Origin of the sequence: Treponema bryantii, assembly GCF_900113965.1 — a bacterium.
Classification (GTDB): Bacteria; Spirochaetota; Spirochaetia; order Treponematales; family Treponemataceae; genus Treponema_D; species Treponema_D bryantii_A.
Genome location: NZ_FORI01000007.1, coordinates 119053 through 134599, shown reverse-complemented (window position 1 = coordinate 134599; position 15547 = coordinate 119053). Strand labels below are relative to the sequence as shown.

Annotated in this window: 22 protein-coding genes; 12 read left to right on the top strand and 10 right to left on the bottom strand. The window is 36.0% G+C overall.

Features of this window, described 5'->3' with window-relative positions; all coding sequences use genetic code 11:
• The first annotated feature begins 135 nt into the window (after positions 1-135).
• From BM161_RS10110 to BM161_RS10100, 3 genes are all read left to right on the top strand, one after another.
• Complete coding sequence (locus tag BM161_RS10110) at positions 136-714, top strand: exonuclease domain-containing protein (RefSeq protein ID WP_074932380.1); 579 nt, start codon at positions 136-138, stop codon at positions 712-714.
• A gap of 68 nt (positions 715-782) precedes the next feature.
• Positions 783-1829, top strand: coding sequence for a helix-turn-helix transcriptional regulator (locus BM161_RS10105; RefSeq protein ID WP_083425768.1), 1047 nt, complete (start codon positions 783-785; stop codon positions 1827-1829).
• Positions 1830-1979: 150 nt separating this feature from the next.
• A complete protein-coding gene (locus tag BM161_RS10100; RefSeq protein WP_074932376.1) occupies positions 1980-2315 on the top strand; it encodes a hypothetical protein in 336 nt (111 codons plus the stop codon).
• A gap of 150 nt (positions 2316-2465) precedes the next feature.
• Here the strand turns inward: BM161_RS10100 and BM161_RS10095 are convergent, their stop codons facing one another.
• Both BM161_RS10095 and BM161_RS10090 read right to left on the bottom strand, forming a co-directional pair.
• Positions 2466-3572: a hypothetical protein gene (locus tag BM161_RS10095; RefSeq protein WP_074932375.1), complete on the bottom strand. Its 1107-nt coding sequence runs from the start codon at positions 3570-3572 to the stop codon at positions 2466-2468.
• Positions 3573-3690: 118 nt separating this feature from the next.
• Positions 3691-4482 (bottom strand): DUF4145 domain-containing protein, encoded by a 792-nt coding sequence (locus tag BM161_RS10090; protein ID WP_074932373.1) that lies wholly within the window; start codon positions 4480-4482, stop codon positions 3691-3693.
• Between the two features lie 339 nt (positions 4483-4821).
• Between BM161_RS10090 and BM161_RS14480 the strand changes: the two genes are divergently transcribed.
• The 5 genes from BM161_RS14480 (at position 4822) to BM161_RS10065 (ending at position 7755) form a co-directional block, all read left to right on the top strand.
• Positions 4822-5832, top strand: coding sequence for a DUF6884 domain-containing protein (locus BM161_RS14480; protein ID WP_218150250.1), 1011 nt, complete (start codon positions 4822-4824; stop codon positions 5830-5832).
• 23 nt (positions 5833-5855) lie between these two features.
• The gene (locus BM161_RS10080) at positions 5856-6149 is read left to right on the top strand and encodes a hypothetical protein (protein WP_074932371.1); all 294 of its coding nucleotides are present in this window, start codon (positions 5856-5858) and stop codon (positions 6147-6149) included.
• 13 nt (positions 6150-6162) lie between these two features.
• Positions 6163-6465: a hypothetical protein gene (locus BM161_RS10075; RefSeq protein ID WP_074932370.1), complete on the top strand. Its 303-nt coding sequence runs from the start codon at positions 6163-6165 to the stop codon at positions 6463-6465.
• Positions 6466-6493: 28 nt separating this feature from the next.
• A complete protein-coding gene (locus BM161_RS10070) occupies positions 6494-6886 on the top strand; it encodes a hypothetical protein (RefSeq protein ID WP_074932368.1) in 393 nt (130 codons plus the stop codon).
• 107 nt (positions 6887-6993) lie between these two features.
• On the top strand, positions 6994-7755 hold the full coding sequence (locus BM161_RS10065; RefSeq protein ID WP_074932366.1) for a hypothetical protein: 762 nt from the start codon (positions 6994-6996) through the stop codon (positions 7753-7755).
• A gap of 38 nt (positions 7756-7793) precedes the next feature.
• Here the strand turns inward: BM161_RS10065 and BM161_RS10060 are convergent, their stop codons facing one another.
• On the bottom strand, positions 7794-8312 hold the full coding sequence (locus tag BM161_RS10060) for a M48 family metallopeptidase (protein ID WP_083425767.1): 519 nt from the start codon (positions 8310-8312) through the stop codon (positions 7794-7796).
• Between the two features lie 74 nt (positions 8313-8386).
• Positions 8387-9172, bottom strand: a complete 786-nt coding sequence (locus BM161_RS10055; protein ID WP_074932363.1) for a tRNA threonylcarbamoyladenosine dehydratase — start codon at positions 9170-9172, stop codon at positions 8387-8389.
• 116 nt (positions 9173-9288) lie between these two features.
• Here BM161_RS10055 and BM161_RS10050 point away from each other — a divergent pair, with 116 nt between their 5' ends.
• Positions 9289-9489: a hypothetical protein gene (locus BM161_RS10050; RefSeq protein ID WP_027729057.1), complete on the top strand. Its 201-nt coding sequence runs from the start codon at positions 9289-9291 to the stop codon at positions 9487-9489.
• On the opposite strand, the gene BM161_RS10045 is transcribed toward BM161_RS10050, so the two are convergent.
• Positions 9486-10331 (bottom strand): patatin-like phospholipase family protein, encoded by an 846-nt coding sequence (locus tag BM161_RS10045; protein WP_074932361.1) that lies wholly within the window; start codon positions 10329-10331, stop codon positions 9486-9488. The genes BM161_RS10050 and BM161_RS10045 overlap by 4 nt on opposite strands.
• A gap of 95 nt (positions 10332-10426) precedes the next feature.
• Between BM161_RS10045 and BM161_RS10040 the strand changes: the two genes are divergently transcribed.
• Positions 10427-11350: an NADase-type glycan-binding domain-containing protein gene (locus tag BM161_RS10040; protein ID WP_074932359.1), complete on the top strand. Its 924-nt coding sequence runs from the start codon at positions 10427-10429 to the stop codon at positions 11348-11350.
• Positions 11351-11365: 15 nt separating this feature from the next.
• Here the strand turns inward: BM161_RS10040 and BM161_RS14475 are convergent, their stop codons facing one another.
• Genes BM161_RS14475 through BM161_RS10025 form a run of 4 tightly spaced genes read right to left on the bottom strand, consistent with a single transcriptional unit; the run spans position 11366 to position 12966 of the window.
• A complete protein-coding gene (locus BM161_RS14475; RefSeq protein WP_083425766.1) occupies positions 11366-11584 on the bottom strand; it encodes a M48 metallopeptidase family protein in 219 nt (72 codons plus the stop codon).
• 12 nt (positions 11585-11596) lie between these two features.
• Entirely contained in the window at positions 11597-11890 is a 294-nt protein-coding gene (locus tag BM161_RS14470; protein ID WP_280521788.1) for a YgjP-like metallopeptidase domain-containing protein, read from the bottom strand.
• Between the two features lie 51 nt (positions 11891-11941).
• A complete protein-coding gene (locus BM161_RS10030; protein WP_074932545.1) occupies positions 11942-12280 on the bottom strand; it encodes a GNAT family N-acetyltransferase in 339 nt (112 codons plus the stop codon).
• A gap of 32 nt (positions 12281-12312) precedes the next feature.
• On the bottom strand, positions 12313-12966 hold the full coding sequence (locus tag BM161_RS10025; protein ID WP_074932357.1) for a Crp/Fnr family transcriptional regulator: 654 nt from the start codon (positions 12964-12966) through the stop codon (positions 12313-12315).
• Between the two features lie 97 nt (positions 12967-13063).
• On the opposite strand from BM161_RS10025, the gene BM161_RS10020 reads away from it, so the two are divergent.
• Both BM161_RS10020 and BM161_RS10015 read left to right on the top strand, forming a co-directional pair.
• Positions 13064-13807, top strand: coding sequence for an ATP-binding protein (locus BM161_RS10020; protein WP_074932355.1), 744 nt, complete (start codon positions 13064-13066; stop codon positions 13805-13807).
• Entirely contained in the window at positions 13782-14414 is a 633-nt protein-coding gene (locus BM161_RS10015) for a hypothetical protein (RefSeq protein WP_074932354.1), read from the top strand. The genes BM161_RS10020 and BM161_RS10015 overlap by 26 nt, the downstream gene beginning before the upstream one ends.
• 245 nt (positions 14415-14659) lie before the next feature.
• Here the strand turns inward: BM161_RS10015 and BM161_RS10010 are convergent, their stop codons facing one another.
• Positions 14660-15514 carry a hypothetical protein gene (locus BM161_RS10010; RefSeq protein WP_074932352.1) on the bottom strand — a complete coding sequence of 285 codons (855 nt, stop codon included), beginning with the start codon at positions 15512-15514 and terminating at the stop codon, positions 14660-14662.
• Positions 15515-15547 lie beyond the last annotated feature (33 nt).

Below are 15547 nucleotides of genomic sequence, written 5' to 3'. Positions count from 1 at the left end.
CTTATGTAGTAAAAACTATACAGATGTATTGTGTATAAAAGGGGCATACACCTCACCTTTTATATGGATGGGCTAGATGAATTATTTATTTCATTATATCACTTTTTGATAGTAATTGACACTATATTATTTAATATGAACAACAAATTAGATTATATTGCAATTGATTTTGAAACAGCGAATCAGTACAGAAACAGTGCCTGTTCAGTTGGCCTTGTACGGTTCATCGATGGCAAAGAAACAGATTCCTGTTATTCACTGATCCATCCTGCAAAAATGTATTTTATCCCTGAATGGACCCGAGATATTCATCATATATCATATAACGATGTCAGAAATAAACCGTATTTTCCGGAAATCTGGGATACTATGGTAATGCCATTTATTAATCAGACTCCTGGTGTACCGCTGGTAGCACATAACGGAAATATGTTCGATATGCCGGTAATACAGAATTGCTGCGAATATTTTGGTATGGAAGTTCCAAAACTTGAATATTTTGACTCTCTGATTATTGCCAGAAAGACCTGGCCTGAGTTATCTCATAAATTGACCGATTTAGGCACTCATTTTGGAATAGAGTATCTTGCCCATGATGCTCTTGAAGATTCCAGAACCTGCGGCCAGCTTATCAAACTTGCAGCAGAAAAATGGGGCGTTAATTCGGTAGAAGAGTTGCTAAAAGCTTGTGGAAATCAGATAAGAAAGTTCTAGAAGGGCGATACTATCATTAAAATGATAGTAATTATAGCGTTTTTGCCATTTCGTGTTATAATATTATTATGAGTAGAAAGCTTTCAGAACAAGAAAAATATCAGAACAGATTAATGCGTGATGACAGACAGGATGAAAAGGCCAGAATTGCAGAAAAATCGCTTGATGACCGTTGTTATGAAATCCTGCAGATTCTTAGGGAAGTTCCTGAGTATTCTGAAGTAAAATATAATTCTAAGTATTTTGCAAAGCATTTTAAGACTTCAGAACCTACCATTTTCCGTCTTATTGAGAAAATGCGTGGCATGGATCTTCTCAAGAAAAAGCTGGTAAACGGCAGTTATGCAATAAATCCCGACTTTGAAGAATTCTTTTACTCTGAAGAAACAAAGAAAAATCTTGCTCTCGTTGCAAGTTTGCGTGGCCTCTTGCAGCAGTATAAAGGCACTCCCCTATTTGACAGCGTCACCAAACTGATTTATTTTCTTCTTCCGGCTGTTGCAAAGAAGGATTCCCTTTTATCATCCGGACGGGTTGTAGTTTCTCCGCAAATGGAGTTTGATATCAATATTCGTAACTGGGATAAGGTATATCAGGCCCTTCAGAAGAATCAAAAAATCAAATTCCGCTATAAAAAGTCATATACAAATAATGATGTACAGAGAATTGTATGGCCTTATCAGCTGATTCTGGAAAATGGAACTGTATATCTCTGGGCCTACAGTGAATATGCAGACTTTATACTGATGTATGATTTGAATTTCATGGCCGATATTTCGGTTCTGAATGAGACCTTTACCCTCCCCGATAATTTCGACATCAATAATTACAGTGGTGGCGGCCGTCTTGGAGCTTTTGCAGGAGATAAAGTTGAGAAATTCAAAATTCGCTTTACGGGTTATGCAAAAGAATGGATTAAAAATCATAAATGGGCCGATGATCAGACCTTTGTAGAAGATGAGGATTCTACAACAATAACCTTCTCTTCCAGCCAGTTTGAGAAAGTCTTCGAATCTATGCTCTGCTGGGGCCGCCAGGCAGAACCGCTCGCCCCTGCCCGTCTCGTAAAACGCTGGAAAGAAGAAATCCTGGCAATGGCTGAAAAAGTGAAATAAAGACATAAAACGCAAAAAAAAACGCATTTTTTGCGCATTTTTTGCGTATTTTTTGCGTATAAAAAAATTACAGTGCCTTTGATTGGCACTCTTGCATTTTATAATAAGAGCCATAAAGTAAGAAAACTATCCAAACGGGAGGCTTTTATTATGGAAAGCGCAATTACTGTTTTAATCTTTTTGGCTGTTATCAGCTTATCTATCTTTTTGACTTATTATTCTAAAGACTCGTCTACGCCAGATAAGTTTAACGACATCCTAACCTTCTGCCTGCCGACTTTTGCCACCCTGATAATCGGCATTGCGGTAATTTCCGATTTTATCTACCTGCCAATCGTAATTACCGCTTCCCTCCTCGCCGGCACCTTAAGCCTTCTGGTCACCTGGACCGCCGAAAAGAAAGCCAAAGCCGAAAAAAAGCGAAGAAATCGCCTCCTCATCATCAATATCTACATGTTCCAGCGAAGAATGCGCAGCGCGGTTTAGGCCTGGAATACAGACCAGGAATCCACATCTTGTAATGGGCTATCCTGCAGAAGATTCAAAGCCGGCTCCAGCTCATGAGAAATCAAAGTTGGAAGTTGAGATTGTGCAGTGGGCATAATCTTTTTTACATAAGCGAAAACGTATAATAATTTATATTTCACTAAACGCTTCTGCTTCTGTTTCAAATATCTTATTTATACCAATATTTACAGCGGGATTTGTATGTATTAGCCAAGGTATAAAGTTCTCAAGATATCCTTGTAGCCCAACTTCTGGCATATTTGAAAAGAACGTATGATGCAGTGAGTGAAAAACAAAATTTTCAGAAACAATATTTAAGGCCTGCAGATTATTATCATACCATGCATATCTGAACATATATCGAATACCAGAAATTAAATATTCTTTCTGCTCCGTTGTAATAAGTTTCTGTTTGTTTTCCAGTGAATTAAAGAAATTATTTATGAAATAAGCAAGCAAAAATATACGTTGAAAAGCTCTCCATAATTCTTCAGTTTCATTTACTTTGTCTGTAAGAATATCTACTTCTTTGAACAATTCTTTAGACGGAAAAAACTCTTCACTACAAAAACATTTTACATATTTCCAAGATGGACTTTGTTCTCCTTTTATCCATCTGTCAATTTGTCGTTCAAGTTCATGATTGGATTCATCGTCATTATAAATCCATTGTGATAATTCATTATACAGTTTTGATTTGTTGTTTATAATTTTATCAAGATACCAAAATACTTTTTTGAAAATTGTATTCTTTTTCATATATTCCGAATCTACATTAAAATAATCGAAGATTGATAAAGTTGAACGAATTAAATCCTCTTGATCCTGATTCTGATCTTGTTGAAAAAGCGTTAAGAGTGTTTCCCAAATTACATAACAAATTGAATAGGTAGCTATATACATTATATTCCCAACAGGAATCTGTAAATGTGCAGCTTCGGCAAAATGAACAAGAAATCGGTCTACATAATTCATAGTTATGCCATTTGCATAACCATCTTTAATAAGCCATTCAGCCCAGTCTTTTTCAAAGTTTGCAAAATCTTCAAGATTCTTTATTGTTGTTGGATCAAAGTTTTTACGTTTTTTTAGTCGTGCAAATTTCTGCTTTTGCTTTGTGTAATCTTTTGAATTTGTTGTAGGTGCTGCAAGATAATCTATAAGACAATCCTGCCCAATTGTGTCAATCATTATTTGTAGGCATAAGCCGATAGTAATTGGATCTTGTGTTTTCATACTGCCAATTCTTGCATACTCCTACATAAATCCTCAATGTCTTTTTGGTGACAAAATGTTTTACAGACACATAATTATAATTATTTCAACAGAAACTGCGATAAGGTCCTATTATGAATTATAATTCTGCAATTTCTTTATCTGCTTTTTTTAAGATTTCAATAAACTTTATTATTGTATCTGAAATATAGGATGGAGAATAGGTTATTTCATTTCCATGTGCTGCATCATCGCCACGATCTTTTATAATTTTACAATAATCTTTTTTAAAGTCATTGTTATTTTCTATTGTAAAGAGTTTCTTTGATTTAAACAGATTATGTAATAACGGGCCAAGAGAATTCCTTTGTTCTTCATTCTCTTGATATTCGTTTGGATATAGAATTCGTATTATATCTTCTAAACATGTCCTGAAAATAACAATCGCCATTTCTGGTTCTGAATCAATTCGAGATATAGATGAAATGGCTAAATAACGAATATGGCTTGGTATATGAACAAAGGAATGAATTTCATAAAACGCATCCCACTGTATTATTTCGTGAGTTTTCTTGTCGGAAGAATTCAGACTTAAATAGTTTTCTCCGAAAACATCTGAAAAGCATTCTCCCCTTTTCTTTCTTTTTGCTCTTTCTAAGCATAGCCCTGCACGATATTTCCAATGGTTTACATGTAGTCCTTTTGGAGACGCGGATCTTTCGTATATTTCAATAGCCTTGTCGTAGTTTCCAATACATTCATAAGCAATACCTTCTTCAAAATCGACCATCTTGTCATCTTGATATGGTTTGAAATTATTTTCATCAACTGTATTTCGTAATTTAGAAAATTCTTCTTCAACTTTTCCTGAAAGTATAGCATTTTGAGAAGTTTTTACTGCTTGTTTCCAAATATCTCGCCATTCAGACATATTTTCTCCAAAATTAATTAAAAATTTCTTGACAGTAATTCTTTTTGATATTATATAATACATATAACAAATTGAAAACTTTTTTTGAGAGGTAAGCCTAGTAAGATACAACCCCGTCTGGAGTTTTTTGGGGTAATTAAAGCTAAATGCTTTTAATTCACAAATTAACTTTTCGGTCGGTACCATTCTGTAGTCGGATGGTCTTTATGGTTGTATTGGTATAATGTGCTTATCTTTTTTGTTTTTAAAACAGAATAAGATTCCCAGATAATACCAATTTTCTCATTTCATCAATTTGCATTTTATGCATTTTGTTGTTTGTCGTTTTGAGGTATTATTATGAAAACCTTTATTCTCATCTCTTGTTGCAAAACAAAACTCCCCTATTCTGCTCCTGCAGAACAGTTGTATCAGTCGGCTTCATTCATTAAGTCTTTAGCATATGCAAAAAGTCTTAATCCTAATGAAATCTTTATTCTTTCTGCTTTACACCATCTTGTAAAACTTAATGATATTCTTGACCCATACAATGTATGCTTAAAGGATTTTACTGCTACAGATAAGAAAGAATGGGCATCTGTTGTTAAAACTGAATTATCGCAATATGCAGATTTGTTGAATGATAACTTCATCATTCTTGCTGGAAAAGATTATTATTCAGATTTAATTCCTTATCTTAATCATTATTCTCTTCCTCTGGAACATCTTTCTATGGGGAACCGTCTTCAGTGGCTTGATGAACATACTATTACTCAAGACTCTCCTTGTATGCAGATTCATAAATTCTTTAATTCGCTTCCTCGCTATACATACACATTTGATAAAAAAGATATTCCTGAGAATGGAGTTTATGTCTTTTTTGAGAAAGGTGAAAAATATCAGGGAATGGACAGAATTGTCCGTGTTGGAACTCATACTGGAGAATCTCAATTAAAATCTCGTTTACAGCAGCATCTTATAAATGAAAACAAGGATCGCTCAATTTTTCGTAGAAATATTGGACGTGCAATTTTGAATAAGAATAACGATGATTTTCTGAAAAAATGGAATTTGGATTTAACTACAAGAGAGAACAAAGAGAAGTATTCTTCTCAAATAGATTTTTCTTATCAAAAGTCAATTGAAAAACTTGTATCTAAATACATGCAGGAAAACTTTTCATTCTCAGTAGTCTCAATCAATGATAAGGCTGAACGTCTGGCATATGAATCATATCTTATTCATACAATTTCAGCAGATGCTTCATGCAGACAGTCGGATTCCTGGCTCGGAAATTCTAGTCCTGTGACAAAAATCAGAGATTCAGGATTGTGGCTTGTGAATGAACTTACACTTCCATCAAAAAAATAATCGAAACGAGAAGGAGAAAGATTATGCACACATATGCAGGAAAGTGGGTAGCAGACCCATGGGATATAAATCAAGCAGACAATGTAAATAATGAGATTTTACAGGAACTTAAACGCTCAAATGCTTTACAGGAAGCAAGATTGTATGAAGATATTCGGTATCACAATACTTCTCCACTTCCCTCTTCTGATTTTCAGATACGCCAGGCTCCTGTTTATCAACCTATAGAGATTGATGGTATCGGAAAAGAAATTGGAGGCTGTATAGATAGCCTGCTGGATCTTGGAGATATGATGCTTGGTCTTGGACAAAAGTAAGGAGGATATAATTATGTCAGATTGGAGAAATATTTGGAAACGTGCAGAGGCAGTAAGAGATATTGCAATTACTGATAATGATACCAGTTATTTTAATGGACTTTTATCTGAATTTCCTAATGATGGAATGGTTCATTATCAGCTTGGATTAGTATATAAAGCTCTAGATGAAAAAGAAGATGCTCTCAAAGAATTTAAAATTGCTGAATCACTTTTTTTTATGCCTAGGTGGAAAGCAATTGCAGGAGCAGAAATTGCGTCTCTTTCGCAACAGGAACCACCTGTTTTTGATAAAGATGATATTGTGATTTTTTAATATTCAAAATCTAATTGGAGGTATTAGTATGAGTATTGCAGGATTATATTTTCTTGTATTAGCGCCTATTGTTGGGCCGATATTGGGAATAATCGTTGGGGGTATTATTTCAGCGATTAATAGTTCAGAATCGACTACAAACCCAACTTCATGCGAACCAAGGACTAGAAAGACTTCTTATAGTTCTTCTTATTATGAGCCGCCTATGCGTGACTGGGAATCAGAGAGAATCTTGTCATCTATGGAAGCAGAAATGCGGGCTCATAATGCACGTGTAGAACAAATGATGATGGAGCAGCATCGAACAATGATTGAAAATGAATCGCGAAGAATAAGTGAAAGTATCAATAGACCTTTATCAGAACAATTTGATACTCGTCTTACTAATATCTTCAGAAATCCTTGGGACGGAATCCTATAAGGGCTTTGATGGAGTGAACAAGTTTCAGCCGGGAAAACTCAAACTGAATAAAACTTTACTGTAGGGAAAAACAGCAATATAATAAAGAAAAACAGAGAGGTAATAAAATGGCAGATTACTACGAGTTTTCACATGTCTTGTATAAGAACGATGACACACCCGGCTGGCAGCTTGCCAGAATCTCAGGTACAGAAAATGCAGTAGAAAAGAAATGCAAAAAGCTTTTCCCTTTCTTTGTATATTTTCCTGTAATCGGAACAGAACCGATTGAAGACGAATATCCTGTAACTCTGTCTCCAAATTATGTATTTACTTTCTTTGACTGGAACTATTCAAAGGAACTCAAAAAATGGTTCCTCCCGGATGAAGAAATTCCTTACCCAAAATCGAAGTGTGAAAAGGCAGACAAATTCAAAATCAACTATTCTGTTCCTGCCCGCAAAAATAAAATAGATGAACTCATTGAGCAGTATAACGACTGGATGGAAGAAGACCGCACAACCATGTTCAGCATCGACACCGAAATTACCCTTTCTACTCCAGATACCTCTGTAAAGCACGGAATGTTCTTCTCTTTCCATTCCCTGGGTAAGCTGGAAATGTTTATCGGTTCAACAATAAAAAACGGCTTTGGTGTTTACAATGCCGATGAAGATGATCTGTTTAAATTCCTCGCCTGGAAAAAAGACGAAAACATCATCCGCTTCAAGATCCAGGATTATAGTAAAGATTCTAAAGTTACCGAACTTATGGATGTAGAGATTCCACTCGTAACCTTTATCGCAGTGTTTGAATGCTTCTTCAATAAGATTGTTACAAAACACGCTGAAATCCTTACACAAATAAAGGAAACTCAGGTGAAAAAATAAAAAAAGGCATTGTCCATAAATAGCATTGCCTGGAAAACTTATTTCTCAATTCTCTTGAAATACACTCCCCCGTTCTGCTTCAGCCACTTATTGCAGCGCTTGTAATCCGGGAAAATCCGCAGCACTTCATCATAAAACTCTTTTGAGTGATTCATATGTCGGCGGTGGCAAAGTTCGTGCACCACTACACTATCAAGGATTTCCGGCGGCATCAGAACCAGAAGGCAGTTGAAATTGAGATTCCCGTCGACCGAACAGCTTCCCCAGCGCGATTTCTGCAGGCGGATAAAGATTTTATTGTAGGAAATGCCGGCGAGTTTTGCATAATACTCTACCCTTTGCGGAATCACCACCCTCGCCTTTTTCTTGATTTGTCTGATGTCTTCGTCTGTGAGCGGACCCATGGAATCAGCAAGTTCTGACTGCTTTTCCACCTTTTCAAGCTGCTTTGTAATCCAGTCTTTCTTTTCGCGAATAAAATTTTCTGCAAGAAATGTCGGTGTTCCAAGCGGCACTTTTATGATGATTTTCTTGTCATCTGCCACCTGTATACTCATTGAGCGTCGTCGGGATTTCTGGATTACGTAGGTTATTTCCATGGATACAGGAAAGATAATAGCATTTTTCCCGCTTATGCAATAGCCGCTCTTGCTCTTGTCGTAGCTTCCTGAGTCAAATCCTTTATGATTTCGCTGGCGATAATCAGACCGGCTACTGAAGGAACAAATGCATTGCTTCCAGGAATATCCCGGCGCTCCGTACACTTGTGCTTTGTTCCCGGCGGACAGATACAATGCAGACGGCAACTGATTGCCATATCTTCAATTGGACGCAGAACTTTTTCGGTAGAATATACTACTTTTACATTCTTTATTTTCCGCTTTTTACATTCCTGACGCATTACTCTGGCAAGAGGACAAACTGAAGTCTGGGAAATATCGGCGACCTTAAACTGTGTCGGATCCATTTTATTTCCGGCCCCCATACTGGAAATGATTTTAGTTCCGGCTTCCTTTGCCTGCAAAATCAAATTGATTTTTGCTGTAACGGTATCAACGGCATCTACGACATAATCATATTTTGTAAAATCAAAGAGATTACGGGTTTCAGGAAGATAAAAACACTTATGTACGTTCACTTCTGCCTGAGGATTGATATCAAGAATCCGCTCCTTCATGACATCAACCTTGTATTTTCCAACGCTAGATCTTGTTGCAATAATCTGACGGTTCAGATTTGTAAGACAGACTTTATCATCATCAATAAGATCTATATGCTGAATTCCAGAGCGGATCAAAGCTTCAACAGTGTATCCGCCTACTCCACCAATTCCAAAAACTGCAACATGTGCGTTATTCAGAATCTCCATGGCTTCTTTTCCGACAATTAATTCTGTTCTTGAAAACTGGTTTAACATCCGATTTCCTCGTGCTTGGTGCGCATTGCGAATTCAAAAGCTGTTTCTGGTTTTATATTATTTATTTACCTATTATAAAGATAGGTATATAATACAGGTAAGAGGACATGCAGTCAATGAAGAGTATTCTGATAAAAGACACAACAAAAGAAGAACGCGAAAAGATTGTCGCTGATGCACTTGGCTGTGGCAGTGATTGTTCAATGTGCTGTGCCTGTGGCGGAATGGAAATCGACTATCAGCAGTACATAGACGGTAAAAAAGAAATTGCCCAGCTCAACGCAGAATACCGGGCAAATACTATGATCGGGCACTAGACTAAGAATGCCCTGAGTTCCTCGAGTTTTTTCTGCATCTCTGCCCGGCCCAGGTCGTAAACACGCTGTAATTCATCCGGCTCTTTTTCGGTGCGGCTGATTCTGAGAGGGGCCTCCGGGCAGATTACAAAACATTTTCCGGCGGCTTCCTGTTCAAAAACGTAGGCCTTTTCCTGATTGTAAACTTCGTGGCGTCTGGTCATGGCCTCATAAATCTTTGGATATTTTCTGAGGGCGAGCTTCATAAGAGCAAGTGATGAGCTTGGCTCTTTTACAAAGTCGCGCGGCTGAGTCAGAACTACAAGATTCTTTTCATAACCCATATCTTCAAAAGCTTTGAGCGGAATCGACTCTGTCATGCCGCCGTCCAGAAGTTCGTAGCCGTCAATCTTCACAACATGAGAAACAAGCGGCATACTCGCACTGGCCCGCATCCAGGTCAAATCATTCTGGTCACAGGTTTTGAGTTCTTTAATAACCGGCTGGCCTGTGCGGCAGTCCGAAGCAACGACGTAAAATTTCAGCGGATTGGCACTGTAAGTTTCAGTATCAAAAATATCAAGTTTATTTGGAAGCTGATTGTAGCAGAAATCGGCACCGTAAAGATCGCCGGTCAGGAAAAATGAACGGAAGGAACAATAGCGCCAGTTGTGCGAAAAACGTTTGTTATAGCGGATGGCACGACCAATCTGCTTAGACTTAAAATTACAGCCAAAGGTCGCTCCCGCAGAAACACCGATCGCACCATCAAAATCAATTCCATTTTCCAGAAGCACATCGCACACGCCGGCAGTAAACATGCCGCGCATAGCTCCGCCTTCCATCACAAGACCTTTTTGCATAATTTCACCTTTTTTACTAAATAATAAGTAAATTGAATTATTTTATATTATGATGTTATAATATAATATTCAATGAACTAACTGATGAGGTTTTTATGAATAAAAAAGTAATCTTATTTTCATTTTCGTTTATACTAGCATTTCAATCATTTTCATTCGAGATAGATGATAATTTCCATACAGGATGTCCTTATGATGTATTTAAAATTGGTGATAAAATAGGAATGAGATTTGATAATTATTACCAAGTCAGAAACTATAATGAGTATAATCTGGATTCTGAAGGATGGTACAGTACGTCATATTGCGGTACAAAAATGTATGTAATTTATGGTTCAAATTATTTTCTTTATCATTCATTAAAAGATATTTATTATCCTGAGTCAGCATCGGAGTTTAATTTTGGAAGTTCATTTATAAAAGAAAATGAATACAATAAATATATAAAAGATAAAAGTTGGTGGACACAATACTGGGATTCAACAGTTATAGTCCCTGATTACTTGGTAGAAGCTGGTAAAAATGGGAAGATTACTTATGATACTTTTGATGCATCCCATTTTTATTGTTATTGCAACGAAGTTGATGTTCAACTTTTTAAATACAATGCAATTCCTTGGGCCACGTCAAAAGAGCCAGGTAATATGAAGATTGAAGTAAATTTACATGATAAGACTAATTCTTTAGTAATACTTAATGGATATGTTCATCCTGATAAGAGATATTTATATAAAGCTAATCGTAGATTAAAAAAGATTAAGGTCACAAGTCCTGAATCAAATTTTTCAATAATCTCTGATTTTGAGGATGTTGTTCACTTTCATGAAATAAAATTGCCTGAAAAAGTGAAAACAGTTGTTATAGAAATTCTGGATTATTATGAAGGTAACAAATATAAAGATTTATGTGTTCAAATGATTGGAAAAAGAAATTATGTCGATATTTTTAACTATGAATTTGATTCTCTCTCATTTGATAGACTTTCTTATAAAGGAAGATATAAAGAATATAAAGATTAATACAAATTGTGAAACTTAATCCTCTTTTAATACCCTCTTAAAATACGCGCCGCCGTTTTGCTTGAGCCATTTGTTGCATCTCTTGTAATCGGGGAAAATGCGGAGCACTTCGTCGTAGAAGTCGCGGGAATGATTCATGTGGCGGCGGTGGCAGAGTTCGTGAACCACTACGCTGTCTAGAACTTCGGGAGGCATGAGTATAAGCAGGCAGTTGAAGTTGAGGTTCCCGTCCACCGAGCAGCTGCCTCAGCGAGACTTCTGTAGGCGGATAAAGATTTTATTGTAGGAAATGCCGGCGAGTTTTGCATAATACTCTACCCTTTGCGGAATCACCATCCTCGCCTGTTTTTTGATTTGGCTGATGTCTTCTTCTGTGAGCGGGCCCATGGAATCAGCAAGTTCTGACTGCTTTTCAATCTTTTCAAGCTGTTTTGTAATCCAGTCTTTCTTTTCGCGGATAAAGTTTTCTGCAACAAAGGTCGGCGTTCCAAGCGGCACTTTTACGATGATTTTTTTATCATCTGCCACCTGGATACTCATTGAGCGTCGTCGGGATTTCTGGATTACGTAGGTTATTTCCATGGATTTAGCTTACTTTCTCTGAATTCCGCAGGCAGGCCCTGCCAACTGAGCAGCTTTTTTTGCCTCAGCTTCAGGATCACTAAGAATGTCATTATATTCAGGATGTTTAGAAAACCATTTGATGGAATATGAACAGGTTAATTCTGCCTTTATCCCCTGTTTTCTCAGTTCATTTGCTACATATTCAGTGATTTTTCCGGCCAGCCCTTGCCCGTTCATTTCTGGAGCAACTTCAGTATGAACAAGATTTACAAGACCTGGTTTTACTTCCGGGTATTCAAGAATAGCAATCTGTTTACCGTTATCATCTTCAATCCATGTTTTGTTGTTTTTTGATTTGTAAGTCATATATAAAAGATAATAAAATTTTGAGCTTCGGGTCAAATATGTAAAAGTCTAAAATGATTTTTCCAGTAATCAATCAGGCCGTCAGCTTTCATTTTGCTGAGTTCGGCACTTAAAGCAGAACGGTCTACCTGTAAATAATCTGCAAGTTGCTGCCTGTCATAAGGAATATCAAATTCTGCATGAGGGCTTTTTGCAGGAAGGCAGGATGAAAGATATGCCAGAAGTCTTCCTCTGATTGTCTTTGCATTTGTATGAAATATACGCTGTGAAAGATGAAGATTTTTATTCATGCTAATCTGCAGAATATTTTTAATCAGAACCGAATTAATTTTATTGTTGCTGTGAAGAAAAATGTTCCTAGGTTTTATCATCATAATCCTAGAATCTTCAACAGCAACAACATCTACCATCAAAGGTTTGCCTGTTAAGGCATAAGTCTCTCCGAAAACCTTTCCGCTTCCAAGATTATCAATAATAGTTTTATTTCCCCAATAATCTGTGCTTTCTATTTGAATTCGTCCTTCAAGTACAAAGCCCATTACTTCTGTTATGCTTCCTGAATTAAAAATACACTCCCCTTTCTTTAGAGCCTTTTCTGAACTTTCAAAAAGCTTTAATGCCTCTGGCAGGCTTTTTTCATCAAGGCCAGTAAAAAGAGGATGTTTAATCAGTTCAAGGATATTCATATTTCTAGTTTATTTGAATTTTGTTGTTTTAACAACATTCTTTTTCATTACCTGCTGATAAATTAAAGCTGCAAAAAGGATTAAATCGAGGTTAATTATGATTAGAAAGATTGTTAAGATTGATGAAGAAAAATGCACTGGTTGTGGTTTATGTGCTTCTGCCTGCCACGAAAATGCAATTGTTATGGAAAATGGAAAGGCACATCTTTTGCGTGATGATTTTTGCGATGGTTTTGGAGACTGTCTCCCTGCTTGCCCTGCAAATGCAATTACTATTGAAGAGCGCGAAAGTGCAGAATATAATCCGGCTGCTGTTGAAATGAGAAAACAGATTCTCGCTCAGCAGGCATCGGGTGCTCCCATGGCTCATCCTCACACAGGCGGCTGCCCTGGAAGTGCAATGCATACGTTTAATCGAGTTCAGACCTCATGTGACTCAGAAAATGAATCTTCAGAGAAAACCGCTGTAAAAAGCGAACTGATGCAGTGGCCGGTTCAAATCAAACTGCTTCCTGTTCAGGCACCTTTTTATGAAAATGCAAATCTTCTGATTGCCGCTGACTGTACAGCCTATGCATACGCTGCTTTCCATAGGGATTTTATCAAGAATCACATTACGCTCGTCGGCTGTCCAAAACTAGATGAAGGCGACTACACAGAAAAGCTTACAGCGATCATAAGTCAGAACAACATAAAGAGTCTTACTATTGTGAGAATGGAAGTTCCCTGCTGCGGAGGACTTGAACGTGCTGCAACAGATGCCCTTAAAGCAAGCGGAAAATTCCTTCCCTGGCGCATTGTTGTAATCAGCCGTGATGGTGAGATATTGGAATCAGACTGATGGCTTTACGGAATGTGATTTACGTTTTAGTTTTGATAAATTAATTAGTTTTGAAGCAAAATTTGAAGAAGAATTTGATAATGAACCATCGCTGGACGAATATGTAAATGAATATGTTAATACTTTTAGAATGAGAAAAGACCAAGATGAGTTTGTATTTCCTGAGTATATATCTTGTTCTGGTATTAACTTATTAGTTAATAAATTAATGGGAACAAGTATTCAACTATATGATAAAGAAAAATCTACTGTAGCTTATGAAATAAAAGAAAATAAGGATAAACCTTTAGGATATAGTAAATGGACTGTTTCTAGATTTAAATTACTTGCTAATGATTATATAGATGAAGATATTATGTTTGATACAATGAGAATTTATGATTTATCAGATGATGGTAATTATATAACTTTGATTGATTATTATGATAATTATTTAAAGGTAAAAATTTCACCAGATTCTAAGTCAGAAAAATTGATTAATCGTATTTTATATCTTCATGAACAACGCCAAATATATCATGCTATTAATTGTTTTGCAGATTTTTATGGGTATATTGGTATGGATGAAAATGATACCCCAGTTTTTTTTATAGAAATGATAGATTAATGCAAAAAAAATAAAATTCAAATTCCCAAAAGAAGAACATTTAATTCCTATCTGGGTAAAAGTTATTTCAAATGATGTACTTAATAGATTGAAGAATTAATTCCTCTCAGTCTTAGGTCATCAAAAAAACTCATTAGAAATAAATTCTAATGAGTTTTTAGAAGTTTTATTTCTAAAGAGAATTCAACAAAATAAAAAAATACATATTATGATGTATTTTTTCCAATTTAATTTTCTTAAGATATTTAGTATGTTTTTATTTCCTGTAACCATTTGTCTGTTTCTCCATAAATATTATAAATTGGGTTATATTCTCTTACCGACCAAAAATCTTCCATAAAGTATTTAGTAATATCTTTCTTCGCTGCTTGTGGCTCAATGCATTCCCAGGGAGTTCCTCCATGTTGTCGAACACGTATAAATAAATGATTCATAGTGAAGCTTTTATTACGAACTATTTCACAGTTTTTGCTATCAAAAGATTTATCCCATAGAGTTTTAAAAATGCACGAATAATCTATACAATTAATCAAACCATCATTATTTACATCTACAGCATATTTATATGTTTTATCCAGAGTATCAAGAATGTTTTTCCGATATATGCCAGCATAACTTGCTTCTCCTGGTAATGCATAACGTGTGTAATCATAGTCATTTAAAGATTGTCCATAGACGCTGGCGAGGCAAGATACTGGAAGTATGATTAACAATAAAGGGAATACAATAATTGATAATATATAAACTAAAGCTTCTCCTAATACTTCTCCGACAGGATCTAAATGCATGACCTTGAAATTATGCAGAGAGATTTTTATTTGTTCTTCTTTTGTTAATTCTTTCTTTGGAGCTTTATTTTTTTCTTCTTGTTCCCGAACAGATTCATACAAAGCAACTTTTTCCTTTACATCATTCATAATACGTATCTTGTAAATATCAGGCAATTGTAAAAGACAATTATTCAACCATTGATGTAAATCACAATTATGGCAGGTGTCTTTATTGCAGACTCCTTCTTTTACTTTAACTGTGCATTCTGCAATTGTTGTAGACATCACATCAATTGATTTTTCGAACTCTGCTTCTTTTGAATTACTCATATAAACCTCCAAATAAAAAAACAGTTATTGAAT